The following is a 24,990-nucleotide window of genomic DNA, read 5'->3' as shown; positions in this document are numbered from 1 at the left end:
GGCAAAATAAATATAGACTTTTACCTTTTTACTTTTTACTTTTTACTTCTTGTTCCCTAATTCTTTGACGTACTGTTCGTAAAACTCTAAAGCAACTTTCTCGATTACGTCGTAAGCCTCAACGGTCTGTATGCCAGCTTCGTGCAATTTTTCTTTGGGACAGTTGCCAATTTTGGAAACCAATACTGCTTTACAATCTGCAATTGTCTTCATGATATTCTCTGCGGTGGCGGCTTCACCGTATCCACCTTGACAATATTGATCTATCTTGCGGTGACTAACGAAACGAACTTCGTTACCATCGACTTCGTAAACTTGGAATTCTTTGACATGACCGAAGTGTTGGTTAACTAATCCGCCGCCTTTGGTTGCAACTGCAACTAAGATTTTCGGATTGTTGGCACTTTGCTGCTTGCCAGCTTTTGCCTTTTCTTTGGCTGCTTTGATTTCTTCTCTAAATTTCTCAATACCTTCGTGTACTTCTTGGCGTTTGGTGAAGTCATACTCTGGAGACATTTCCAAGAAATTCTCTTTGGTGAATTCTTGGCTGCGGTCTTCACCTAACAAACCAATGGCATCTGCGCGGCATTGACGGCAGTGGCGCATCATTTTCATGTTGCCGGCGCACTGGTCTTGAACTGATTTGAGTTCTTTTTGTGAAGGGCCGCGTTGACCTGTTAAGCCGAAGTGTGTACCGTGTTCTGGTGCCGAAATCAAAGGCATGATGTTGTGCAAGAATGCACCACGCTCACGAATTGCCTTGTTGACTTCCACTAAGTGTTGGTCGTTGATTCCGGGAATCATCACGGAGTTGACCTTGCACAGAATATCGGCTTCTCTCAGAGCTTGTAAGCCTTCTAGCTGCTTTTCGAGCAGAATTCTGGCTCCTTCAACACCTCTGTAACGCTTGCGCTTATAGTGAACCCATGAGTAAATCTGCGCGCCGATTTCTGGGTCGATGGTATTTAGGGTGATAGTAACGTGATCTATATTTAATTGTTTAATGCGATCGATGTATTCAGTTAGCATCAAACCGTTGGTTGATAAGCAAAGCTTGATATCTGGTGCTTTGTCTGCAATCAACTCAAAGGTGCGGAATGTTTTATCTGGGTTGGCTAGAGGGTCGCCTGGGCCTGCAATTCCCAAAACTGTCATTTGAGGAATCTTGCCAGCGATTACTAAAGCTTTATGTGCTGCTTCTTCTGGTGTCAGTAACTCGCTCACTACACCAGGACGGCTTTCGTTGGCGCAGTCATATTTGCGGTTGCAATAGTTGCATTGAATGTTGCAAGCGGGTGCAACTGCAACGTGCATTCTCGCGTAATGGTGGTGAGCTTCTTCGCTGTAGCAGGGATGTTTAGCAATGCGTTCTTGGAGCTTTTCGTCCATTTCCACGGTGGCGCTGCTTTTGCTGTCGCATCCGCAACCACCAGATTTTGCTTGGGTAGGTGTCGATTCAGTAACGGAGGAGCCTGTAACCTGTGGTGTCATTGAATTTCGCAAATGTCGGTGGACTAAGCTGCCACTGTGGGAGATGCCGTTGCTATTTTATTTGCCTTAGTAGAATGGAAGTCACGGCCATCACACTGCCCGCAGGAGTGCATCCTTTGGTTGTAGCAAAGCCACTTGATGGGCAACTTCGCTGATGATGGCAGGCTATGAATCCTTGTGTTTCGGCTGGTGTGTGTCAACTTTTAGGTTGTGGGTAGAGTTGGTGTGGAAAGCCGCGACTTCGATTCACCGAGGCATGGTGCTATCTCATCCCTCCACTCACTTTTGGCTCGCTGTTTTGTTTTGAGCCATTGGTGATTGGCGATATATGATTTATAGCAGTCGTTTTTTAGCTCGACTGAAGTTACATTTGGATAGAATTTATTGGATTTATTAGATTTGTACTCAAATCTGGAAACCTTGATATTGAGCTATAAAAAAGTTTATAAATTTTATTTTCGGGTAGGGGTTCTAGTATTTTTAGGTCAGGGTTCTTGTATTTTTAGAGTGGGGTTTAGGATTTCTTTGTACTCAGCTATAACCCAATATCAGCAAAGCTTTGAGGCTGTTTGCTGCTGATTTCGGGATACAAAAAATTGTACTCAACCCCTCACAAATCTTGCCAAAAATAGCGATGGCTTAAGGATTTAAGGGGGGAAAAACTGGAGTAGATTCGTAGGTACTACTCCAGATACGTGCGAAATTCAATTCTGTATACAACATATCATTTTTTTTTAGAGAAAAATGTAATTCACATTTTCTTAATTTTTGTCAGTTTAATGAAATTAAATCGCACTGAAAAGTATGATAATGTTGGGTTTCGCGGTTTTATGAACTAGCCAAATTAATGAATATTATTTGCAAAAATTAATTTTTTTATATAAAAAGTAAAATATTTTGATATTCAAATTGCAGCATATCTAACAGATAGCATAAAAGTTAATTGCGTTACAAATGAAGGGCGATCGCCACACATAGCCACACATCACCACAAGAAGTTAGTATTTGTACTCCGCAGTGGTTAGGTATTTACTCACAAGAAAACCACTTCCTTTCTCAAAGAGATTTGCAGGAGGAATGTTAATAGAACTTACGCACCAAAATTGTTTGTGGGAATTGAGTGTGGTGGGTACTTTGACTGCGCTCAGTAACGGATATGGGGTGTAAGGGTTTTGAATATCTTCTGAGATTCTGCTCTAAAACCTTAATTTTTCGTTTTTTTGCGTAAGTCCTAGTTAAGAAGGCATTCCCAAAAAATAATGATAATATGGTTGTTTTATTTTTACCTTTGGTTTAAGTACTACATTTTTCTACGTAATATTGTTGGGATAAAATATGCAGAAGAAAGCACTTATTTGTGGTGTATCAGGGCAAGATGGGGCTTATTTAGCAGAATTACTATTAAACAGGGGATACATTGTCTGTGGGACTTCACGCGACGCACAGATGTCCTCGTTTCATAATTTAGTGCGCTTGGGCATCCGTGATCAAATTAAACTAGCATCTGTGGCGTTGACTGATTTTCGTAGTGTCTTGCAGGTTTTGACAAAGATTCAGCCTGATGAAGTGTACAACCTAGCTGGACAAAGTTCTGTGGGTTTGTCTTTTGAACAACCAGTAGAAACTTTAGAGAGTATCGCTACTGGAACTTTGAATTTATTAGAAGCTATTCGTTTTATTGGTGCGCCGATTAAACTTTATAATGCTGGTTCTAGTGAGTGCTTTGGAAATACGGGTGAACAGCCAGCAGATGAAGATACCCCATTTCGTCCGCGCAGTCCTTATGGTGTGGCTAAGGCTACGGCTTTTTGGGAAGTCGCTAATTACAGAGAAGCTTACGGCTTGTTTGCTTGTTCTGGTATTTTATATAACCATGAGTCGCCGTTAAGACCAGAAAGATTTGTAACTCAGAAGATTATTTCTGCGGCTTGTCGTATTGCAAAAGGTAAGCAAAATCATCTTTATTTGGGAAATCTGTCGGTGCGGCGGGACTGGGGTTGGGCTGGGGAGTATGTGAATGCAATGTATTTAATGTTGCAACAAGAACAACCTGATGATTATGTAATTGCTACTGGTGAAACATCAAAATTAGAGGACTTTGTAGCGCAGGCTTTTGCTTGTGTAGGGCTAGACTGGCAGGAATATGTAACTACTGATAGTAGTTTATTACGACCTACTGATATTGTAGTTGGCAGAGGCAACCCAGCGAAAGCAAAAGAAAAGCTGGGATGGCAAGCACAATACACAATGAAAGATGTAGTGCGGATGATGATAGAAGAGAAGCAAAAAGATTATTTGTGAACTTACCTTTGGCGCAAAGAGGCATTTTTAAACTACAATTCTTTGCGCCTCTGTATTAGATATGATTTTAGTCAATTTATTTAAGTAAATTATAGTGATTTTTGGCGATCGCCTTTTCTTTTTCATCACTGAGGTTAAATTAACCTAAACTTGGAAATACTGGCTGAGACTGGTGTATATACTCATACTTAAACAATACACTAGGCGATCGCAAGCAATTATGTCGGAATTATTTATTGGGTGGGTAGCGACTAATGCTGCTGGGCTACTGGTTCAGACAATTATGAATCAGGAATTTGTTAAGGAATTTGTTCAGGATTTAGCCAAAGACTACGCCAAAGATTTTTTCAAAGACCGTTTCAATAATGTACCCATAGCACTATTTGAGAAAGAGCCACTGCAAAAAGCCATTATTAAAGCACTGAAAGAATTTTTTCAAATTGTAGAAGACGAGTTGAAGTTGTGCCAAGTATCGGAAGCAGACATTAAGAAATTTGCTAAACCCCTAAAGACGTTTATATATCATAAATCTGTTAAACCAATTTTAGGAAGAGCCTTTAAAGACGATTGTAATTCTCTTAATTATCAAGAACTCATAAATATCTGGGATGAGCTTAATTTACCGATTATGCCAGCTAACTTTAACTGGCAATCGGTTACACAAAAATATATTGAAAAATGTAAAGAAATTCTTGGAGACTCATCTGAATTACGTAGTATTTTATTGGGGCAGAGACTTGAAGAAATTCTCAGATTATTAAAAGAGAATCGTAGTATTACACCTGATTTTGATTTACCACAATATCTAGAAGCTATTCGTGAGCGTTACATTAGTTTAAAGCTGCATCGTTTAGAGAATAAAGGCAGCGAATTGAGGATTAATTTATGGCAAATATTTATTCCTCAAAATGTCCGCGAAGTTTATCAGGTGTTGCCAGAACTACCTAAAGAACATCTCCGCAGGTTACAAGCAACTCAGCAATTAGACGCTGAATTTGATTTAGAAGACTTAGACAGCTATAAACGCAATGATATTCAGCAGCCGATACGTTCAGTATTAGATGTTATTCAAGAGAAACATTCAAGAAATTATCTTGTAATTTTAGGCGATCCGGGTTCGGGTAAGTCTACGTTACTGCATTACCTAGCATTAAAATGGGTTGAGGAAACTTTGACGCAGCAAAATTTTTCCTTGCCTATTCCACTGCTTATTGAATTGAACAGTTATGTGCGCGATCGCAACGAAAAATGTAATAGTTTTCTGGAATATTATAATCACGCCCCTAAGTGCTTCTTTCATCTCAATCAGCATAAACTGCACGAACAACTCAAGGCAGGTAATGCTTTAGTTATGTTTGATGGATTAGATGAAATTTTTGATTCAGTGATGCGAAACGAAGTAATTGATTCTATTCATCGCTTTACTAACGAATATCCAGATGTGCAAGTAATTGTCACTTCTCGGATTATTGGCTATCAACCTCAAGTATTGCAAGATGCTGAATTTAGACATTTCATGTTGCAAGATTTAGAGTCAGAACAAATTACCGATTTTATTGGACGCTGGCATGAAAGGACTTTTAATGCCAGTGATAAAGAAGAAAAAGACCTCAAACAAGAGCGACTGCAAAAAGCAATTAAAGAATCAAAAGCCATTGCTGAACTAGCAGGAAATCCTCTGCTACTGACTATGATGGCAATTCTCAATCTCAGTCAAGAACTACCTAGAGATAGACCAGAACTTTATAATCAAGCATCCAGAGTATTGTTATATAAGTGGGATGTAGAACGTGCTTTAGAAACAGATAAATGGGCTATTAATGATAAAGATAAGCAAGCCATGCTACGTCAAGTTGCCTATAATATGCAAACTAGCGATGCAGGTTTAGCTGGCAATGTGATTAGTGAAGATAGTTTAATCAAGGTTCTGACTGACTATTTAAAAGAAGAGTTAGAGATTGATAAACCCACATTAGCAGCAAGGAGAATAATTGACCAACTACGGACTCGTAACTTTATGTTATGCTTCCTTGGTGCTGATTACTATGCTTTTGTACATCGAACTTTTTTGGAATATTTCTGTGCTTTGTATTTTGTCTGGCGGTTTGAGAAGAAACGGAATATTTCATTAGCAACAGAAGTTTTTGGCAAACATTGGGATGATGAAACTTGGCATGAAGTGTTGCTATTAATTGCTGGGATGATTGAACCCGAAGATGTGGGTGAAATTCTTGACTATTTAATAGAACAAGATGGTGAAGAAAAGAAATTTATCAATCTCTTTTTAGCAGCTAAATGTCTTGTTGAAGTGAGACATCGCTCAAAGATTAGAAAAGTAGCTAATGAATTACTGAATCAGTTAAAAGATTTAATTAAATATGATCTCTGGTATTATTATCGACCTACCTACGATTACGAAGAAACTCAGTTAGTACGAGAAATTCGCACTCAAACAGTCACAACAATAGCCATAAGTTGGCAAGATGACTCCACTAAAACCCTTCTCCAAGAACTAGCCAATGCCAAGGATGATGATTCGGATGTGCGACGGACAGCAGTGGCACAATTAGCCCAGGCTTTCAAGGATGATTCCACTAAATCCATTCTCCAAGAACTAGCCAATGCCAAGGATGATGATTCGCCTGTGCGATGGACAGCAGTGGCACAATTAGCCCAGGCTTTCAAGGATGACTCCACCAAATCCATTCTCCAAGAACTAGCCAATGCCAAGGATGATGATAAGTATGTGCGATGGACAGCAGTGGAACAATTAGCCCAGGCTTTCAAGGATGACTCCACCAAATCCATTCTCCAAGAACTAGCCAATGCCAAGGATGATGATTCGGATGTGCGACAGACAGCAGTGGCACAATTAGCCCAGGCTTTCAAGGATGACTCCACTAAATCCATTCTCCAAGAACTAGCCAATGCCAAGGATAATGATTCGTCTGTGCGATGGACAGCAGTGGCACAATTAGCCCAGGCTTTCAAGGATGACTCCAGCAAATCCTTTCTCCAAGAACTAGCCAATGCCAAGGATGATGATAAGTATGTGCGATGGACAGCAGTGGAACAATTAGCCCAGGCTTTCAAGGATGACTCCACCAAATCCATTCTCCAAGAACTAGCCAATGCCAAGGATGATGATTCGGATGTGCGACAGACAGCAGTGGCACAATTAGCCCAGGCTTTCAAGGATGACTCCACCAAATCCATTCTCCAAGAACTAGCCAATGCCAAGGATGATGATTCGCCTGTGCGACAGACAGCAGTGGCACAATTAGCCCAGGCTTTCAAGGATGACTCCACCAAATCCATTCTCCAAGAACTAGCCAATGCCAAGGATGATGATTCGTCTGTGCGACGGACAGCAGTGGCACAATTAGCCCAGGCTTTCAAGGATGACTCCACTAAATCCATTCTCCAAGAACTAGCCAATGCCAAGGATGATGATTCGGATGTGCGACAGACAGCAGTGGCACAATTAACCCAGGCTTTCAAGGATGACTCCACTAAATCCATTCTCCAAGAACTAGCCAATGCCAAGGATGATGATAAGTATGTGCGATGGACAGCAGTGGAACAATTAGCCCAGGCTTTCAAGGATGACTCCACTAAATCCATTCTCCAAGAACTAGCCAATGCCAAGGATGATGATTCGGATGTGCGACAGACAGCAGTGGCACAATTAGCCCAGGCTTTCAAGGATGACTCCACCAAATCCATTTTCCAAGAACTCGCCAATGCCAAGGATGATGATAAGTATGTGCGACAGACAGCAGTGGCACAATTAGCTAAAGCTTACAAATCTCAGCGAGAACTTTTTGAAATCTACTACAACTGTGCAGCCAATGACTCTTTTGAGGGTAGCCATGATGAATTTATCCCAAATCCCCGGCGCGTTGCACTGGAGATAATTGTCAAACAATATCCCCAGCATGAGCGAACTTTACCACTGTTGCGCGACAGAGCCGAAAATGACCCAGATGAGGCAGTACGGAAGTATGCTCAAAAACAGTTGAAACGGTGGCAAGGGTGAACATAAACTGAGGTTATGCCTAAAAGTTAAGAGAATAGTAGCGACTGTCTTGATTGTTAGCCTTAACTAAACCGTATGGCTTTAAAACGGATAAATAAGTAGAGTAATTGTGTGATTTTACCCTCACCAATGGGAATTATATACTTAGCAAATATTGCTACTTCAGTCTATAACTACCTTGGTGAATCTACTATGTCTTATCAAAATATTAATGCTTCTCTTTCGCCAGCAGATATCCAAGAAATTAAAGCTGCGCTCCAGACAGTGCAATCAAAACTCCCCTTTTTGGTTACTCTCAGCACGGAAGAACGGCGGAAGATGGTCAAGATGGGTGATAAAAGTCTGGCTTTTGTCAATAATAGTGCGGCGGCGGCTCAATCTAACCGGAATATTTTGCCAGCTACTTTTGACGTTGAGGAGTTGGTAAAAGATTATCAGTTAGCGATCGCACTTAGTGAAGTGTTAATTTCTATGCGGCAACTTACTGAACAAGTAGATGATACTCTCATGGCGGTTGGTAGTGAAGCGATGAGTAGCAGTTTGACTGTTTACGATTATGTCAAAACCGCATCAAAGAAAACTCCAGGCTTAAAAACTCTGGCTGAACAATTAGGTGAACGCTTCAAAGCTATCAAAGGTAGACCATCTAAAGCTGCGTCTAGTTCGTGAGCAATTAATCCTCATGAATGAGTGTTGGAAGTTCATTAATAAGGCTTAGAACTCCTTGAATGAAGATTGGAGCTTGATTAATGAGTATCAGAACTCTATTAATGAGCCTCCGAACTTCATTAATCAAGATAGAACACTTCATTAATGAGCCTCGGAGCTTCATTAATGAGGCTTATAACTCCATTAATCAATGTTAGAGGTTCATTAATGACTCTCGGAACTCCTTTGTTTAGCAAATATCAGTAGTAGGGTAGCAAGCTTTATTGATTGCATAAATATAACTCTTGTTGTGTAGACATCTTGCCTGCATCGGACTGGCTCAAAGCTCATCCCACAAGAAAGTTATCATGCAAAATCTAAGAAGATGTTTGGAAAGTCATGAAAGATACTAAAAACCCCTCTCCAAACCTCTCCCCTGCAAGGAGAGAGGCTTTAAAACCCCCATTCCCTCGTAGGGAAGGGGGGCTGGGGGGTTAGGTTTTTCAGATTTTGATGTTCACAAAAACACTTTCCAAACAAAATCTGAGGATTGCGACAATTTAATAATGATAAAAGTATAGATATTTACAAAAAATAAAAGCTAAAACAAGGTGAAGAATTTGGTTTTTTGCGTGGCAAAACCGTAAAATTACAATCGTAACTAGGAATACAGAAATTAAGTTGTAGTCGTCTCTACACCCCATTTCCGGGCAATTGAGTACAGCTTAATATATCGTAAAATAACTTGGCTAAATCGCTGCAAACTCTGACAGGCGAAGCGTTTGATAGTGAGTACCGCAATTCTGATACCCCCACCCAAGAAATACTAGTACCCCTACCTTGAAAAACTAGTACCCCTACCCCAAGAGAAATTTATTATTAATTAAAAATCAAGCTTTGCAGTGGTTGAGTACAACCTTAATAAATACAATAAATCCAACCGACATAGAGTGTACTGTCCTGTTGGGAGTCGCCTGATATAAGCATAAAAATAGCACAAGGCTTTTTACCCAGACAGTAACGATGCAACAGTCATTAGACAGTAATCAAAAAGCGACAGTAGCGCCAGATTCTGTAAAAACATCCCTGCTGAAAAATTTACTCTCTGGCTTTGATTTTGAGCCAGTGTTGAGTGATTTTCGGATTATTTTTGAACGTGACCCTGCTGCACGTAATTGGTTAGAGGTGGTGTTTTGCTATCCTGGATTGCACGCACTTTGTTTACATCGTCTCGCGCACTGGTTGCATCGTCGAGGGGTAGCTTTCTTTCCCCGCTTAATTTCTCATATTGGTCGATTCTTCACGGGAATTGAAATTCACCCAGGTGCAGAGATTGGTAAAGGTGTATTTATCGACCACGGGATGGGGGTTGTGATTGGGGAAACGGCGATTGTGGGAGACTACACGCTAATTTACCAAGGGGTGACTCTCGGCGGAACTGGGAAGGAAAGCGGGAAACGTCACCCAACTGTCGGTAAAAACGTTGTGGTTGGTTCCGGTGCGAAGGTTTTAGGGAATATTCAAATTGGCGATCGCGTCCGTGTGGGTGCAGGTTCGGTTGTGTTGCGTGATGTCCCTGCTGATTCCACGGTTGTCGGCGTTCCTGGACGGATTATCTCGCGCAAAGACAATCATCAGTCTCCCTTGGAACACAACAAACTCCCAGATGTGGAAGCCACAGTCATTCGTTCCTTACTTTCTCGCATTGAGCAACTTGAACAAAAACTCAAAAGTTACGAGTCAGTCAGTAAGTCAAAAGTTAAAAGTCAAAAGGCAAAAGAATGAAGCATAGTAACTAATTTTACACAAAATCCCAATGACTAATAACAAAGGACAAATGACTCATGACCAACAACACTTTAGGTGAGCAAATTTTACAGATTCCGTTGAGCGATCGCTGGCGAATCTACCACCGTTTGCAAGAGTTGATGATTCCTTGTGCTTGTCCCCCCGATGGTTCTTTACGGGTACAAGTCAACAGTTTACTCGCCGCAATTTTAGTCCGCAGTACCGTTATGCAATGTCTAGCTCCTCGTCAAGAATTAGTTAATTGGTTAGAACATTGCTGGTATTTATAAACCTGCGTTTGCTCACAGCAAAAAATCAGCCTCTGTAATATCGCTTGTTCTGATTTTTTCAGTCGCTTAAATTGCATTCACAACCTTTAATTCTTCTCTATACTTATCTGTTTCTGCCCTAATTATGTCCACCCGCACAAAAGAATCAAAATTCATCAATTTTTTACATACAGAAATCGAACTGACTAATGCAGATATTGCTGTAGCGCTGCGACACAAAAAATTTGATGATGCACCATTACCCATGCTGCTTTGGCAATATGGATTGGTTAACTTACAACAGCTAGAACAAATTTTAGATTGGCTGGATGAGCAGCCATGAAGGACTTTCCAATTTCCAGGCGATAGGGATTCGCCAACTTTTACTTTTTGGCATAAATGACTTGTAATTATTGGGAGATAGCACTATGATTTCCAGCTTAATTTGTGGCTTTGCCTTCTTATTAACATCCAGTCTAGTTAATACCTATCTAGGCTATCTCCTACTCGAAAAAACTTTGTCTGACAATAGTAAAAATGGCGGTTAAATTATACTGTCGTTTTGTTTTCTGCCATACAGATGCAATATCTTAATCTGGGTAATATTAAAGAATGATGAAGACAAAATATTAATTGTATTAATTTATAGCATTTACCTTTACTTAGCGTTGCGGAAAACAGTTAACGCTCCAGAAAGAATATTAAGAAAAATACCTATGAGGCTGTTTGAAATGAGTGAAATCATCATTAATGACACTACATTACGCGATGGCGAACAAGCAGCAGGTGTTGCTTTTACCTTAAAAGAAAAAGTGGCGATCGCCAAATTTCTTGATGCTATCGGCGTGCATGAATTAGAAGTCGGTATCCCAGCAATGGGAGAAGAAGAAATTCGTGCCATCTCAATCATTGCTGACTTGGGATTAAAAGCCAACCTTTTGGCTTGGAATCGTGCTGTAATTTCTGATATTAAAGCTTCCATCGCCTGTGGAGTGCAGCGAGTCCATATTGCGATTCCAGTTTCTGGTATCCAAATCGCTGCGAAATTTCATGGACAGTGGCGAGTAAGTCTGCAAAGACTCAAAGATTGTATCAGTTACGCACGCGATCGCGGTCTTTGGGTGGCTGTCGGTGGCGAAGATTCTTCCAGAGCCGATGAAAACTTCTTGTTAGATGTCGCTCTGTATGCTCAAGAATGGGGTGCATCTCGCTTTCGCTTCTGCGACACCGTAGGAGTTCTCGATCCTTTCACCACCTACAAAAAAGTTAAACGGCTTGTTTCTTGGCTGTCAATTCCTGTCGAAATCCACACCCACAACGATTTCGGCTTGGCGACAGCTAACGCACTAGCCGGAATTAAAGGTGGAGCCACATCTGTTAACACCACCGTTAATGGGTTAGGTGAAAGAGCAGGTAACGCCGCTTTAGAAGAAGTTGTTATGGCCATCAAACGCATCTATGGCTTAGATATGGGGATTAACACACCCCGTTTGTTGGAATTATCCCAACTCGTAGCCGCTGCTGCTGGTGCTGGCGTACCACCTTGGAAAGCTATTGTAGGCGAAAATACCTTTGCTCACGAATCGGGAATTCATGCACACGGCGTACTCCAAAACCCCAACACCTACGAACCCTTTGCACCGGAAGAAGTCGGTTGGGAACGACGTTTAGTCGTTGGTAAACATTCTGGCAAACATTTAGTATCTAACTTGCTTCAGCAGCATGGAATCTTTCTCAACCCCGAAGAAACCCAATCTGTTTTAGATGCAGTTCGCCAGCAATCAGTTAAGAAAAAACGTAGCCTCACAACAGAAGAACTTTTGAACTTGGTAAAAGAACAGAGGTATTCTCATGCAACCCGATGAATATGAATTAGAGTCAGAACCCGATTTTGAAGTTGGCGAAAAAGTCAGACTCCGCAAACAAATTAAAAACGATGGTACATTTCCCGGTAGAGAAATTGGCGAAATTTTAGCAAAAAAAGGAGATATTGGTTACATCGCAAGTATAGGTACTTTTCTACAACGTTCCTATATTTATGCTGTGCATTTCTTAGATAAAGGAATCGTTGTTGGTTGTCGCAAAAAAGAACTAGAATCTGCTGAGGAAAATCATGAAGGTAATGCTACGGATGAATGATGCTGGTAATTTAACAGTCTACGTCGCTAAAAAAGATTTAGAAGAAGTAGTAGTTAAACAAACAGACGGTGAAGCTGGAAAAATTCTTACCTTAGCCAATGGTTGGGAATTAGAATTCCCCGAAATACCTGATGTAGCAAATTTACCTAAAACTGTAGAAGCTAAACGCTTGGCTTAAAATTACAAGTCAAAAGTAAAGAGAGAAGGCAAAAGGTAAACACCAATTTTTCCTTCTTCCTTTTTACTCTGCATGAGCAACAACGCCCCAAAAGCTTGGGGTTAATTATTTCTTAGTGGAAATTTTGAGTAGTTAACATGGGTGACAAATATCTCAAGTTATCGGAATTGAACCTAGAAGGGCAGTTCCTAGGTTTTGCTGGTATTAAATCAGGAAAAGCTAAATATCTGCAATTAGCAATTGCTTCCGGTAATTTGCATATTAAATTACCAAAAGAATTGCGTAGTACTTTGCCATGTAGTTTAATTCCTGGTGAACAAATTCGCATTTGTGGTGTGACTAAAGTCAATACCCATACAGGCAAGATTAAAATTAAAGCACATCAAATTACACAACTTAATACTTGCCCAAATCAAGAATTATCACCGCCACCACAAGCAAAAATTATGGTGTGTCAAAAATCTGGTTGTGTGAAACGCGGCGGTAAAGGTTTATTATCAGAAATAGAAAAAACTTTGTGCGATCGCGGTTTGTTAGATAAAGTAAAAATCGAACACACAGATTGTCAAAAGCGTTGCAGTAGCGCACCTAACTGCGTTTTACAACTCGGTAAAAAGAAGTATAAAAAACTTCACCCAGAAGCGATCGCATCACTCCTAGAAAATCACTTAACCTAAGTTAAATCTTCTTGTCAAATGTATATATCACTAAATAGGGGTAAAAGTTTTACCCCTATTTATTTTTGGTGTTGTCAACTAGCGATATCTTTATTGACTTGATGATCTTTACAGGTATTATGTTTATTAATGTAGGTAATTTTAATTTCTTCAAGTGCTAAACGTAAGTCTTCCTTACCTCGAAAATCTTCTAAGCGATGTTGGATGCAGGCATTTTCTATCAATATCAAAGTCGGCAGCGATTTTAAGCGATAAGTATTACTAAGTTGGAAATTTTCATCAGCATTAATCTCAATTACTTTAATTTTTTCACTAAACTTAGCTTTAAATTGCACCACCAAAGGCCACATAATTGTACATAAACCAGACCAAGGTGCAGTAAAACATACTAATACAGGAACGTCAGATTCTAAAACTTCCTGTGTAAAACTCCTTTCATTTACCTGTATAAATATCTTTTCACTGCCAGATAATGCGGTTTCTGCTTTGGCTTCATTTGCGGGTGTATGATCTGTGTGCATTACTTCTGCAACTTCAGGGAGTAAATGTGCAACTCCGAATAATTTTCCTAAAGAAGATGTTTTCAGAAAAGCTTGTCTTTGAGTGTGAGTCATCATCTCTTTTGACCCGGCTTTAATTTCATCACTGCTCATATAGCTTTGATCCTCCCCATTGGCTTTCATGTCGCTGACAGAATTCTGCTGCTGCTGTTCGTGAGAATCTGAAGCCATATAAATCTTCTCCAGGAGTGCTACGTGCGAAACCAAGATATTCCATCTGCACTTTATCTCTGTAGTATGACACAGCTGTATCTAGAGCTTCTAAAATAACGAGAGGATCATCTGATTGTGTTTGACAAAACTTTAAAGCAACCTGTGTTGCATACCATATTAACCATTTGCCAATCGGTTCCATAAACCTCCCAGCAACATCTCCTCGACTTGTAGGGTGTGCTTCTATGTGTTCTATCTCTAAAAATCTGGGAGGAACAGAATTGGGATAAAGATATGGATAAAGACCATAATGCACTAATCCCCAAACTTGATCCTGGTAAACGAGTTTGACTATATTTTGACACTCGAAGTTAGTATTTTTCCAGAAATTCCCCCAGTTACAAGACCAATTATTTGGCATATCATCTATACTGGCTGGAGAAAGAAAAGCAATATCCTGAGCCAGTGAGTTTATTTGGACGTTTACTTGATAGCACCCAACGTGAGTCAATTAACTTTGATAATTTTTAAGCACGGTTGTAAACCCATAAATTATACCGTTAGTCAGTTAGTACTTAATAGTTATCTTTCTAGAGTATAAAAAACTATTGATTGCATCAACCCTGAGATTTAGGCATTAACTTCAAAGTTTTCGCTGTATTACCTTTAACAGTCTTACTTTCCCAAAGCATAGGATGATACTCAATTTTGCGCCAAGGCTCGACCATATCTGTATAATGCTGATGAAAAGCGTGTCCAGATTGTCCGGGAGCATGGATAGCGAGTGATTGATCCAAATTGCTCAAATCTACTATCATCCGTAGAGAAGGAATATCTGTAACTTGAAAAGATTTATCGGCTCTCCAACGATTCGCATTTACAGTTTCGCCATTACCCGCAGTTGCAAAAGCACCGCGATTAAATAATGCTTCAATTGGTGAAACTCCAGATTTACCCAATGTTGCATGGCGGAAAGTAATAGTATGCAGTTTCCCCCAATTCCATTTCTGCGGATTTTTGCTTTGAATACTTTCTAATTCTGTCACCGCATTTGTAAAGGCTTGCTGCAAAATTTGGTCGCGGTTTTCTATTTGTGGCGTTTTCCGATTATCCCACCAAAAACTATGAGGTTGAGTTGCTAAATTTTGTACTACAGCATACCAGCGATCGCTCCCATCAGGATAAAATTCATTTGGCAACTGATCATGAAAAGTAGCCGCTAACAAATGTTTCCAAAATACTTCAAATAATGCTGCTGCTGGCGATGACATTTCTAGCTGAAAATTCCAATTTATTAACAACTTTCTGGCTGTTTCTAATTGCGGGTTAGCTAAAGAGATATTCTGCAACAAGGGAACTAAAACTTGGGCATTTAAATTCTTATTATCACCTTGAATTTGCTGGACATCTTTCACAGCAATGGGTTGAGTTTGTTGGTTAATCATTTCCGTAATTCGCGCCGCCCGATAACCATAAACCCAATCGGTTGTAACTACATACGGATATTTATCTGCTACCAAATTGTTAGCTGTGGCAATATATCCTTGTTTTGGATTAAAGCTATGAGGTAACTTTTCAAAATCAATATAGCTTTGCCATTCATATTCATCCGTCCAACCAGCAACCGGATAACGCCCATCTCCCTTAGCGCGAATTGGCATTTTACCGGGCATTTGATAGCCAATATTGCCATCAATATCTGCATAAACCAAATTTTGGGCAGGTACATCAAAATCCTTCGCAGCAGCACGAAATTCTTGCCAATTTTGGGCGCGATTCATTGCCGGAATTGAGTAAGCTAATCTCGAAGGTTCTAAAGCTGTCCAACGCAAAGCCACTGCATATTGTGGCGGTAGGTTGATTGATGGCTGCGGTGGAAATTTTTGCAAATTTGGTGAAACATCCGAAAGAATTGGCCCGTGTCGAGTGTAGCGGACTGTATGCACAATTGGCAGACTCCCGGCAACTTGTATTGTTTGTGGCACAAGCCGCATATCTACCCATTTACCATTAACTTCGTACTGGTTGGGATTTTGGGGATTGATTTTCTCAATATATAAATCCATCACATCAGATTGTACGTTAGTCACACCCCAAGCAATGCGATCGCTATGACCGATAATCACCCCTAACATTCCCGCAAAGGAAAAACCAGCTACGTTATAAGGACATTCCGCACTCTTGTTTATACAATGCAATCCCACCTCATACCAAATAGAAGGAATCTGCACAGCTAAATGGGGATCATTTGCCAAAATTGGTTTCTTGGTGGCGGTACGTTGACCAGATATTACCCAGTTATTGGAACCAATACCTATTCCTGTTGCACCTATGAGTTTTTCCAACGCCTTGATTGGTGGGATAGTTGACTCTAAAGTAGAAGCGATCGCAATTGGGAAATTAGGTGGTAAATCTTCTTTGACTTTATCAACTTGATCAGTTTGCAACTCCGGCAAAATTACAGGTAAATTTTTTGGATAAGGTGGAAAAAGTTCTTCAACTTGTTTTGGTGTCAGGCTTTTCAGCAAAATAGTCCGTTCAATTTCACTTTGAAAATTCCTCCCCAAATCGTAAGCCATTACCTTACCCCAAGTTAAAGAGTGTAGAGGTCGCCAAGGTTCAGGTTTATAGCGGGGATTAAGTAACTGCAACACAGCATATTCTAAACTCAAGGCACTACCTTGATGTTCTGCCAAATAAGCATTTACTCCATCAGAATATGCTTGCAAACCTGCTTGCATTTGCCCATCAATTTGCTGAATTTCTTGCTGTACTACCCTGTCCCACCCCATTGTTCGCAGATATCTATCTGTTTCTACCTGAGACTCACCAAAAATTTCTGCCAGCCGCCCAGAACCGATATGTCGCCAAAAATCCATTTGCCAGAAACGGTCTTGGGCGTGTATATAACCCTGCGCCATGAATAAATCATGGGTGTTGGCTGCATATATATGCGGAACTCCCCATTGATCCCGCTGGACTGTCACTTCTGCCTTTAATCCAGCTAGTTGGATACTGCCATTTTCTTGAGGAAAAGAACGCCGGACAGTATAAATGGCAAATCCTCCTACCAATAGCCCCAGTAATAGCAGAGTCATTACAGCAATTTGCAGTCCTTGGCGGAACCAAGGTTTTTTTCTGCCTTTGATATATGAGTAGCGTGGATTCATGGAGGAGTTCTGCCAATTTTATTACTGGAACAAATTGTCCTGGTAATTGGCAGTTTGCGGAATTTTTCTTTTCAATCGTTTACATCCTTCATCAATAATTTTTTTCTCACGCAGAAACACGCAGAGTAAGAGTTTAAGGGAGAATAAATTCTTTCCTCCTGACCTCAAGTCAATTTTTATGCCATTAGCTATTGACAGGAATATATTGCAAACCTAATATTTAGGTTATCTAAATATAAAAGAGTACATCAAACTTGTGACAAGACTGATAGGAAAAGCAGATCGGTCGGAAACACCAGCCAGCACACCGAAACCGATTATTTTAGAAACCCAAGGACTGACACGCCATTTTGGTAAAGCTACGGCTGTTAACAACATCAGTATCTCTGTAGAACAGGGTGAAATTTTTGGCTTACTAGGGCCGAATGGGGCAGGTAAGAGTACAGTTATTAAAATGTTGACAACTCTGTTACCTCCCAGTGCAGGGAAAGCAACTTTAGCTGGCTATGAAATCACCCATCAATCGATGGCTGTCAGAAGAGTGATTGGCTATGTACCGCAAGCTCTTTCTGCTGATGGTAGCCTCACAGGTTACGAAAATCTGTTGATATTTGCCAAGTTGTATGAAATTCCTAGCAAATATCGAGAGCGATACATTAAAGAAATTCTGGCATTTATGGGTCTAGCCGATGCCACCCACCGCTTAGTGCGAAATTACTCTGGTGGGATGATTCGCAAGTTAGAAATTGCCCAATCAATTTTGCATCAACCGCAAATTTTGTTTTTAGATGAACCCACTGTCGGACTAGATCCTCTAGCACGGACTCAGGTTTGGCAATTGGTACAAAAACTTTGTAATGATTTCGGCACAACAATATTTTTAACCACTCACTTTTTAGAAGAAGCCGATAATCTTTGTGACCGAGTGGTAATTATGCAGCACGGCGAAGAAATTACCAAAGGCGCACCCAAAGACTTAAAAGCCTCACTAGATAAGCCGAATGCAACTTTAGATGATGTCTTTATTCACTACACAGGCGACCAATTAGTATCAGGAGTTAACTACCGTGACACAGCAAGAACCAGGCGTACTGCTCAACGGTTGGGTTAGAACCAAAGCTATTCGCAAGCATAATTTTATCTCTGCAATTAGTGAGTTAGTCTTCAAAACATTCGCGATCGCCGAATTAGAAATCCGCAAACTACGTCATGATCCTACTGATTTAATCGTTAGAGCCGTCCAACCAGCATTATGGTTACTGATATTTGGGCAAGTCTTCGCCAAAACTAGAGCCATTCCTACAGGCGGAAATCTGCCTTATTTAGATTTTATGACAGCAGGGATTCTCGCCCAGAGTGTATTATTTGTCGCTATTTTCACTGGGGGAATGACCCTGATTTGGGAACGGGATTTAGGGATTGTGCATAAATTCCTGGCGAGTCCTACACCCCGCGTCGCTATGGTATTAGGCAAAGCGGTGGCTTGCGGAGTCCGGTGCTTATCTCAGGTATTTATTATTTACGGATTGGCACTGTTATTAGGGGTAAAGCTCAATTTGTATCCCTTGGCAATTATCAAAGTCTTATTAATCGTTCTCATGGGTGCAAGTTGCTTTTGCATTTTTTCTCTAATTATTGGCTGTTTGGTGAAAACCCGCGAACGTATGACCGGAATTGGGCAATTATTAACCATGCCGTTGTTTTTTGCCAGCAATGCGATTTATCCCATTTCCTTAATGCCGAACTGGCTAAAATTTATTTCCCATATCAACCCCTTAACTTATGAAGTTGATGCTTTACGCGGCACAATGCTACTTAATGGCACAAGTCTCTATGGGTTTGGGTTGGATTGTACAATTCTCCTACTAACATTAATAATATTAACCCTCATCTGTGGCAAACTTTATCCACGGGTGGCGATGTAAGTAGGAGAACAACTAGCCCATGAAGCTTGATAAACCCTCACATGGTGCGACTTCTGAAGAATGTGCTGCCAAAGTAATGGAAACAGTTCCATTAGTGATGCGGTTTATTAGGAAGGAGATGCGAGCGCATAACGCCGGATTCTTGTCAATTCCCCAGTTGCGATCGCTGGCATTTATCAATCGTAATCCTGGTGGTTCACTATCTGGTTTGGCAGAACATCTCGGTGTCACCTCTGCAACAGCTTCAGCAACAATAGAACGGCTAGTACAGCGCAACTTAGTGCAACGTGAACACCATCCCCAAGAGCGACGGCGGATAGTTCTCAACTTAACTGACGAGGGAAAGTACCATCTCCAGCAATCCCTCAATCATACTCGCGCTCAAATTGCTGACATTCTCAATAGTCTGTCAGCCGAAGAATTTTCCCAGATAGAACAAGGGTTAACCTTCTTAAAAAATGTCTTCGATCAAACGGAAATTCACTCGCCAGAAGAATGAGCCTGGACAACATGATCCCTTTGCGGCTTTGAGATTTCGAGACTATAGATTATTTACCATTGGGCGTTTGCTGCTATTTACTGGCTCGCAAATGCAGACTGTAGCGATCGGCTGGGAACTTTATGAACGCACCGATTCAGCTTTAGCGTTAGGCGGTGTGGGACTCGCCCAAGTCTTACCCATTATTGCCCTCACCTTAATTGCCGGAGATTTGGCCGATCGCCGCGATCGCAAAATCACTGTTTTATCTTCAGTCATCTTACTCGCTCTTTGTTCCCTCACTTTAGCTGTACTTTCCTATACCAAGGGTGCGATATTTTTAATTTATGCTTGCTTGATGTTATCTGGTGTAGCTAGGGCATTTCTCAAACCTGCGGGTGATGCTTTGATGTGGCAGTTAATACCTGTAAGTGCCTTTACCAATGCTGCGACTTGGAACAGTAGTAGTTTTCAGTTAGCCGCCGTTATTGGCCCCGCCTTGGGTGGATTTGGCATTGCTTTGCTGGGAAGTGCCACAGGCGTATATATATTAGCTGCGATCGCGGCTTTTTTCTGTTTCTGTCTCACCGCGGCAATTAAAGAGCAACCAAATACCCGCACTAAAGAACCAATTTCTCTGCAAGCACTCTCCGCCGGGATGAAATTTCTCTGGCAGAATCAATTGATTTTAGCCGCCATTACCCTAGATATGTTTGCGGTGTTATTTGGCGGTGCGATCGCCCTACTACCGATTTTTGCCAAAGATATTTTGCGCGTCGGGCCAGTAGAATTAGGCTACCTACAAGCGGCTCCTTCCATTGGGGCGCTAATTATGGCGGTGAGTTTGGCGTATCTACCACCATTACGCAAAGCCGGCCCAGCTTTACTCTGGTCAGTAGTTGGCTTTGGTGTTGTCACTATTATTTTTGGTCTATCGCGTTGGTTTTGGCTATCTATACTTATGTTGGTATTGAGTGGCGCGTTAGATAGTATTAGTGTGGTGATTCGCCATACTTTAGTCCAAATTAGAACACCCGATCATTTGCGTGGTCGGGTGGCAGCAATTAATAGCGTATTTATCAGCGCTTCTAATGAATTGGGCGGTTTTGAATCTGGTTTAGCTGCTGCCATATTTGGCCCTATTGCAGCGGTTGTTGGTGGTGGTGTTGGCACTATTCTAGTCGTACTGGCTGTAGCTAAGATTTGGCCAGGTATGCTTAAACTTGGGGCATTGGAAGAATTGGATTAACGTGAGTTATGGCGATTAAAAACCTCTCCCTTTTTCGTCAGTAATTGAGGATATTTCAGCCCCTCTCCGCATCGGAGCGAAAAGTTTGCGCGTCCGGGTTTACCGGCGCAAAACTTTTCAAGACAGAGGGGTTGGGGTGAGGTAATAAAAAACTTGTCGAACTCATATCAAATTAAGTCAACTTATACCAAATTAAAAAATGATTGCGACAGATGGATGATCCAAAAACTTACCAATCAACCCTTACCCAATCCAAAATCCGTCTTGAAAAGTTTGCTCAAGTCGGGAAACCCGCCCACGCAACTTTTCGCAAAATCTAAAATCCAAAATGGTATTACCAGTCAGCTATTTTGCTATCGTCCCAAACTTCTAGTTGTAAACCTTGGAGATAGCTTAATCCATCCTGAATTTGTGGATCAATTCCTTTGAGTTCTAAGTCGAACCAACCATCACCTACAGCATTAGCTCTCAGAATTGCCGCAGTGATATTTACAGTCAAACCATAGTCTGAAATTAAGTGAGAAATTACAGGTTCTTGATGATAATCTTTGGGAATTCTTAGGCGTATCCGTTTAGATTTCAGGGTATCTTCACTAGCCATATCGAAATCAGCCTTTGATTAATAGAGAACAATAAAAGTGCTGAGTTACAGAAGTTTGCTCAACGCGGGTAACCCGCGCACGCAAGTTCTCGCTGAGTCTTAAGTTCCATTTCCTATGCCCTATTTTTAAGGCAGAAAGCTAAAGGTGAAAATTTCACACTTCAGACTTTATTCAACATCTTTGATGCGAGTTTTGCGTTCTAAAATTTCCTTCAGTATCAAGGTGACTACTGCTAAAAGTCCCAACAGTACTGCGGCTGAAAAGGCGGCTTCAGTTTCATACTGTTTGTAAGCATCTTCCACAAACAATGGTAAACTTTGGGTTTTGTCAGCAATGTTACCAGAAACTACAGAAACAGCGCCGAATTCGCCCATTGCTCTGGCGTTGGTCAAAATTAAACCGTAAAGTAATCCCCAACGAATGCTGGGTAAGGTGACGCGCCAAAATATCTGCCAATCTTTTGCACCCAAGGTTTTAGCTGCTTCTTCTTGGTCACTACCAAATTCCTCTAACACAGGAATGACTTCTCGCGCCACAAAGGGCATACTGACAAAGGCTGTCGCTAACACCATACCAGGAAAGGCAAAGATAATCTTAATGTCGTGGGCTTGCAGAAAAGGGCCAAACCAACCATTGCGACCGTAGAGTAAGACAATCATCAACCCAGCAACTACGGGGGAGATGGAAAATGGCAGATCGATAATACTTAAAACTATGGCACGACCAGGGAATTTATGTCGCGCGATCGCCCAAGCTGCACACAAGCCAAATACTGTATTTAATGGCACAGCAATCAACGCCAGTATTAACGTCAGCCAAGCTGCATGAAGAAAGGCAGGGTGTGTTAGGTTGGCAAAAAACGGGCCTATTCCCTTTTTAAAGGCTTGAAAAAAAACGTTAATTGCTGGGATGTATTGAATTAAGGCTAAATATGCAATAGCAATACCAATTAAAAGGGTGGGAACCCAACTATTCTGCTGTTTGGGCTTGGCTGCATTGGTATTAGACCCAGATGAGTGAAATCTTGGCTCATTTACTGTCATATCTTCTTGCCCACGCTTGTAAGAAATTAATTGCCAATAGTAGTATTAAAGAAATTGTCAGTAACACCATACCAATCACAGTAGCGCCAGAATAGTCATACTGCTCTAAGCGTTGAAAAATCAGTACTGGTGCAATTAAATCTTGATAGGGTGTGTTAGAAGAAATAATGACTGTTGAGCCATATTCACCAACCGCACGGGAAAAACCCAAAGCAATACCCGTTAAAATTGTTGGGAATAATGGTGGTAAAATCACTTTCCAAAATGTTTGCCATTGAGAAGCACCCAAACACCAAGCAGCTTCCTCAATGTCATGTTCCATTTCTTGCAGTACTGGTTGCACAGTTCTAACAACAAAAGGTAGGGAAATAAAGATCATTGCCACTGCTACACCCAACCGAGTGAAAGATACTTTAATTCCCAATGGTGCTAGAAGTGAACCAATCCAGCCATTATCGCTGTACACTGTTGCCAATGTTAAACCAGCAACGGAAGTTGGTAGGGCAAAGGGTAAGTCTACGGTGGCATCAATTATCTTTTTGAAGGGGAAGTCGTAACGCACCAAAACCCAGGCAATTAAAGTTCCAAATACACCATTAAGCAGCGCCGCTCCTATAGATGTGACAAAAGTGACGTTATAAGTAGCTAATGCAACATCGCTGGTAGCAATTTCCCAAAACCTTGCCGGAGGTTCGGTACTGGCTTTTAAGAACATCGCCACTATTGGCATAAATAACATAAATGTTAGGTATACCAAAGTAATGCGCCATGTCCAAGGCAAATGAATTAACTGATTTAGGAATTTCTTCCAGAATGGAGTTGGAGAAGCAAGATGTTGATGTGGAGATGGAGAAGAAGATACAGCCATAAAAATTTCATTGATCATTTGTCATTGGTCATTTGTCATTGGTCATTTGTCATTGAAAAATAGACTTATCTAAAAATTAGGTTTATATCCTCGCTATGAAAGCTCTGATATTTATTTACAGATAAGTCCATTGATTCTTGACCATTGACTATTGACTATTTACCGTTTCTTTTGGGCTTGAATCTTGTCAAAAACACCGCCCTCAGCAAAGAATTTCTTATCAATTTCACTCCAACCACCGTAATCTTGTACTGTGCCTAAAGTTTTGACGTTGGGGAATTTGTCTTTCACTTCTTTAGTTTGAGCAACAGTTTCATCAACTGGGCGGAATCCTAATTTAGCAAATTCTTGCTGGGCTTCTGGTGTGTAAAGGTATTTTACAAAAGCTTCGGCAACTTCACGGGTGCCATGCTTATCAACATTTTTATCAACCACAGCAATTGGGTTATCGATAGAAATATTGACATCAGGGACGATGTAATTTACTTTTTCTCCCTTTTGTTCTGCTAAAACAATTTCATTTTCGTAGTTGATTAAAGCATCACCTTGACCTTGCTTGAAAAATGCGTCAGTTGCTTCCCGCGCATCTTTAGTCAACAGCGGTACATTGTTATAAACTTTGGAGACAAATTCCGTCGCCTTTGCGTCATCTCCACCAGTTTTAATTGCTGAATTCCACAGCGCGAGAAAATTCCACTTAGCAACACCCGATGTTTTTGGATCAGCTGTAATGAGTTTTACGCCATCTTTGGCTAAATCTGTCCAAGTTTTGATGTTTTTTGGATTACCTTCACGAGTTACGATCGCCGCAACAGATTTAGAAACAATACCATTATTGGGAACTTCTTTTTCCCATCCTGGCTCAATCAGTCCGGCTTTCTGAATCTTTTGCGTATCTCCAGCCAGCGCCAAGTGAACCACATCGGCTTCCAAACCATCGATGACGGCGCGAGTTTGAGAGCCAGAACCACCATAGCTTTGTTTAAAAGTGACGGTTTGGTTATGCTCTTGCTTCCACTTTTCGACAAACTTGGGAATGATGGCTTCGTGTGCTGCTTTAGTTACAGCAAAAGAAACTAAGGTGACTTCAACGTTTGATTTGTTAGCTGCAACTGGACTAGCAGAAGGAGTTTCAGTGCCAGAATTACTGCTATTTCCACCAGAGCAGGCGGCCAGCGCCACGCTCAAAATAGCTCCTACCAATGTGAGCGATACAAAACCTTTGAGCGAATTGAGCCTGAACCGATATGGTTTGTGCTGAGTAGTAAATTGCTGCGATCGCTTCAGGGGACGCTGCCAAAAATTCATTCCGTGGCTCCTCTCAATCTACGGTAAATTGATGTATATATGGTTATATAAGATTTATGTTACTGGATATTTGCACGGATTAATTCTGTTTAATTGCAAACTCA

The 24,990-nt window shown here is 41.0% G+C and carries 22 protein-coding genes; 14 read left to right on the top strand and 8 right to left on the bottom strand.

Going from position 1 to position 24,990, the window contains the following annotated elements; all coding sequences use genetic code 11:
- Positions 1-42 precede the first annotated feature (42 nt).
- On the bottom strand, positions 43-1,491 hold the full coding sequence (gene nifB, locus AC504W_RS11965; RefSeq protein WP_494877893.1) for a nitrogenase cofactor biosynthesis protein NifB: 1,449 nt from the start codon (positions 1,489-1,491) through the stop codon (positions 43-45).
- A gap of 1,335 nt (positions 1,492-2,826) precedes the next feature.
- Between nifB and AC504W_RS11960 the strand changes: the two genes are divergently transcribed.
- From AC504W_RS11960 to AC504W_RS11915, 10 genes are all read left to right on the top strand, one after another.
- On the top strand, positions 2,827-3,792 hold the full coding sequence (locus AC504W_RS11960; protein WP_494877892.1) for a GDP-mannose 4,6-dehydratase: 966 nt from the start codon (positions 2,827-2,829) through the stop codon (positions 3,790-3,792).
- 172 nt (positions 3,793-3,964) lie between these two features.
- The gene (locus AC504W_RS11955; protein WP_494877891.1) at positions 3,965-7,831 is read left to right on the top strand and encodes a HEAT repeat domain-containing protein; all 3,867 of its coding nucleotides are present in this window, start codon (positions 3,965-3,967) and stop codon (positions 7,829-7,831) included.
- Between the two features lie 192 nt (positions 7,832-8,023).
- A complete protein-coding gene (locus AC504W_RS11950; protein WP_494877890.1) occupies positions 8,024-8,500 on the top strand; it encodes a hypothetical protein in 477 nt (158 codons plus the stop codon).
- A 1,002-nt stretch (positions 8,501-9,502) separates the two neighbouring features.
- A complete protein-coding gene (cysE, locus tag AC504W_RS11945) occupies positions 9,503-10,264 on the top strand; it encodes a serine O-acetyltransferase (RefSeq protein ID WP_494877889.1) in 762 nt (253 codons plus the stop codon).
- A 59-nt stretch (positions 10,265-10,323) separates the two neighbouring features.
- Positions 10,324-10,557: an Asr1405/Asl0597 family protein gene (locus AC504W_RS11940; protein ID WP_494877888.1), complete on the top strand. Its 234-nt coding sequence runs from the start codon at positions 10,324-10,326 to the stop codon at positions 10,555-10,557.
- Positions 10,558-10,681: 124 nt separating this feature from the next.
- Positions 10,682-10,879, top strand: a complete 198-nt coding sequence (locus tag AC504W_RS11935; protein ID WP_015114101.1) for a DUF2949 domain-containing protein — start codon at positions 10,682-10,684, stop codon at positions 10,877-10,879.
- 388 nt (positions 10,880-11,267) lie between these two features.
- The gene (nifV, locus tag AC504W_RS11930; RefSeq protein WP_096576459.1) at positions 11,268-12,401 is read left to right on the top strand and encodes a homocitrate synthase; all 1,134 of its coding nucleotides are present in this window, start codon (positions 11,268-11,270) and stop codon (positions 12,399-12,401) included.
- Complete coding sequence (locus tag AC504W_RS11925; protein ID WP_096576457.1) at positions 12,388-12,675, top strand: nitrogen fixation protein NifZ; 288 nt, start codon at positions 12,388-12,390, stop codon at positions 12,673-12,675. Before nifV ends, AC504W_RS11925 begins: the two co-directional genes overlap by 14 nt.
- Complete coding sequence (gene nifT, locus AC504W_RS11920; RefSeq protein ID WP_494877887.1) at positions 12,650-12,853, top strand: putative nitrogen fixation protein NifT; 204 nt, start codon at positions 12,650-12,652, stop codon at positions 12,851-12,853. The genes AC504W_RS11925 and nifT overlap by 26 nt, the downstream gene beginning before the upstream one ends.
- Positions 12,854-12,990: 137 nt before the next feature.
- Positions 12,991-13,530 carry a (2Fe-2S) ferredoxin domain-containing protein gene (locus AC504W_RS11915; protein WP_494877886.1) on the top strand — a complete coding sequence of 180 codons (540 nt, stop codon included), beginning with the start codon at positions 12,991-12,993 and terminating at the stop codon, positions 13,528-13,530.
- Between the two features lie 74 nt (positions 13,531-13,604).
- Here the strand turns inward: AC504W_RS11915 and AC504W_RS11910 are convergent, their stop codons facing one another.
- The 3 genes from AC504W_RS11910 to AC504W_RS11900 all read right to left on the bottom strand — a co-directional run bounded on the left by AC504W_RS11910 (position 13,605) and on the right by AC504W_RS11900 (position 17,413).
- A complete protein-coding gene (locus AC504W_RS11910) occupies positions 13,605-13,985 on the bottom strand; it encodes a thioredoxin family protein (RefSeq protein WP_494878636.1) in 381 nt (126 codons plus the stop codon).
- A 187-nt stretch (positions 13,986-14,172) separates the two neighbouring features.
- Complete coding sequence (locus AC504W_RS11905) at positions 14,173-14,664, bottom strand: hypothetical protein (RefSeq protein ID WP_494877885.1); 492 nt, start codon at positions 14,662-14,664, stop codon at positions 14,173-14,175.
- A 196-nt stretch (positions 14,665-14,860) separates the two neighbouring features.
- Positions 14,861-17,413 (bottom strand): penicillin acylase family protein, encoded by a 2,553-nt coding sequence (locus AC504W_RS11900; RefSeq protein WP_494877884.1) that lies wholly within the window; start codon positions 17,411-17,413, stop codon positions 14,861-14,863.
- Between the two features lie 256 nt (positions 17,414-17,669).
- On the opposite strand from AC504W_RS11900, the gene AC504W_RS11895 reads away from it, so the two are divergent.
- From AC504W_RS11895 to AC504W_RS11880, 4 genes are read left to right on the top strand one after another with little or no spacing between them, the layout of a single operon-like run.
- The gene (locus AC504W_RS11895; protein WP_494877883.1) at positions 17,670-18,524 is read left to right on the top strand and encodes an ABC transporter ATP-binding protein; all 855 of its coding nucleotides are present in this window, start codon (positions 17,670-17,672) and stop codon (positions 18,522-18,524) included.
- On the top strand, positions 18,481-19,338 hold the full coding sequence (locus tag AC504W_RS11890) for an ABC transporter permease (protein ID WP_494877882.1): 858 nt from the start codon (positions 18,481-18,483) through the stop codon (positions 19,336-19,338). The genes AC504W_RS11895 and AC504W_RS11890 overlap by 44 nt, the downstream gene beginning before the upstream one ends.
- A gap of 19 nt (positions 19,339-19,357) precedes the next feature.
- Positions 19,358-19,837: a MarR family winged helix-turn-helix transcriptional regulator gene (locus AC504W_RS11885; protein ID WP_494877881.1), complete on the top strand. Its 480-nt coding sequence runs from the start codon at positions 19,358-19,360 to the stop codon at positions 19,835-19,837.
- Positions 19,797-21,065, top strand: a complete 1,269-nt coding sequence (locus tag AC504W_RS11880; protein WP_494877880.1) for an MFS transporter — start codon at positions 19,797-19,799, stop codon at positions 21,063-21,065. Before AC504W_RS11885 ends, AC504W_RS11880 begins: the two co-directional genes overlap by 41 nt.
- A 334-nt stretch (positions 21,066-21,399) precedes the next feature.
- Here the strand turns inward: AC504W_RS11880 and AC504W_RS11875 are convergent, their stop codons facing one another.
- The 4 genes from AC504W_RS11875 to AC504W_RS11860 all read right to left on the bottom strand — a co-directional run bounded on the left by AC504W_RS11875 (position 21,400) and on the right by AC504W_RS11860 (position 24,886).
- Positions 21,400-21,666 carry an NIL domain-containing protein gene (locus tag AC504W_RS11875; RefSeq protein WP_494877879.1) on the bottom strand — a complete coding sequence of 89 codons (267 nt, stop codon included), beginning with the start codon at positions 21,664-21,666 and terminating at the stop codon, positions 21,400-21,402.
- Between the two features lie 168 nt (positions 21,667-21,834).
- A complete protein-coding gene (gene cysW, locus AC504W_RS11870) occupies positions 21,835-22,710 on the bottom strand; it encodes a sulfate ABC transporter permease subunit CysW (protein WP_103126282.1) in 876 nt (291 codons plus the stop codon).
- Complete coding sequence (gene cysT / locus AC504W_RS11865) at positions 22,697-23,578, bottom strand: sulfate ABC transporter permease subunit CysT (protein ID WP_494878634.1); 882 nt, start codon at positions 23,576-23,578, stop codon at positions 22,697-22,699. Before cysT ends, cysW begins: the two co-directional genes overlap by 14 nt.
- A 159-nt stretch (positions 23,579-23,737) precedes the next feature.
- On the bottom strand, positions 23,738-24,886 hold the full coding sequence (locus tag AC504W_RS11860) for a sulfate ABC transporter substrate-binding protein (protein WP_494877878.1): 1,149 nt from the start codon (positions 24,884-24,886) through the stop codon (positions 23,738-23,740).
- Positions 24,887-24,990 lie beyond the last annotated feature (104 nt).

This window comes from Nostoc sp. C96 (assembly GCF_059384975.1).
The sequence above is the reverse complement of the archived record's forward strand: the minus strand, read 5'-3'. Positions and strand labels throughout refer to the sequence as shown.

Coding starts and splice junctions, on each gene's coding strand:
- cysE (WP_494877889.1), top strand. CDS start 9,503: ATGCAACAGTCATTAGACAGTAATCAAAAAGCGACAGTAGCGCCAGAT.
- AC504W_RS11925 (WP_096576457.1), top strand. CDS start 12,388: ATGCAACCCGATGAATATGAATTAGAGTCAGAACCCGATTTTGAAGTT.
- nifT (WP_494877887.1), top strand. CDS start 12,650: ATGAAGGTAATGCTACGGATGAATGATGCTGGTAATTTAACAGTCTAC.
- AC504W_RS11940 (WP_494877888.1), top strand. CDS start 10,324: ATGACCAACAACACTTTAGGTGAGCAAATTTTACAGATTCCGTTGAGC.
- AC504W_RS11905 (WP_494877885.1), bottom strand. CDS start 14,664: ATGCCAAATAATTGGTCTTGTAACTGGGGGAATTTCTGGAAAAATACT.
- AC504W_RS11875 (WP_494877879.1), bottom strand. CDS start 21,666: ATGGCTAGTGAAGATACCCTGAAATCTAAACGGATACGCCTAAGAATT.
- AC504W_RS11900 (WP_494877884.1), bottom strand. CDS start 17,413: ATGAATCCACGCTACTCATATATCAAAGGCAGAAAAAAACCTTGGTTC.
- AC504W_RS11860 (WP_494877878.1), bottom strand. CDS start 24,886: ATGAATTTTTGGCAGCGTCCCCTGAAGCGATCGCAGCAATTTACTACT.
- nifB (WP_494877893.1), bottom strand. CDS start 1,491: ATGACACCACAGGTTACAGGCTCCTCCGTTACTGAATCGACACCTACC.
- AC504W_RS11885 (WP_494877881.1), top strand. CDS start 19,358: ATGAAGCTTGATAAACCCTCACATGGTGCGACTTCTGAAGAATGTGCT.
- AC504W_RS11950 (WP_494877890.1), top strand. CDS start 8,024: ATGTCTTATCAAAATATTAATGCTTCTCTTTCGCCAGCAGATATCCAA.
- AC504W_RS11915 (WP_494877886.1), top strand. CDS start 12,991: ATGGGTGACAAATATCTCAAGTTATCGGAATTGAACCTAGAAGGGCAG.
- cysT (WP_494878634.1), bottom strand. CDS start 23,578: ATGGCTGTATCTTCTTCTCCATCTCCACATCAACATCTTGCTTCTCCA.
- AC504W_RS11935 (WP_015114101.1), top strand. CDS start 10,682: ATGTCCACCCGCACAAAAGAATCAAAATTCATCAATTTTTTACATACA.
- AC504W_RS11880 (WP_494877880.1), top strand. CDS start 19,797: ATGTCTTCGATCAAACGGAAATTCACTCGCCAGAAGAATGAGCCTGGA.
- cysW (WP_103126282.1), bottom strand. CDS start 22,710: ATGACAGTAAATGAGCCAAGATTTCACTCATCTGGGTCTAATACCAAT.
- AC504W_RS11960 (WP_494877892.1), top strand. CDS start 2,827: ATGCAGAAGAAAGCACTTATTTGTGGTGTATCAGGGCAAGATGGGGCT.
- nifV (WP_096576459.1), top strand. CDS start 11,268: ATGAGTGAAATCATCATTAATGACACTACATTACGCGATGGCGAACAA.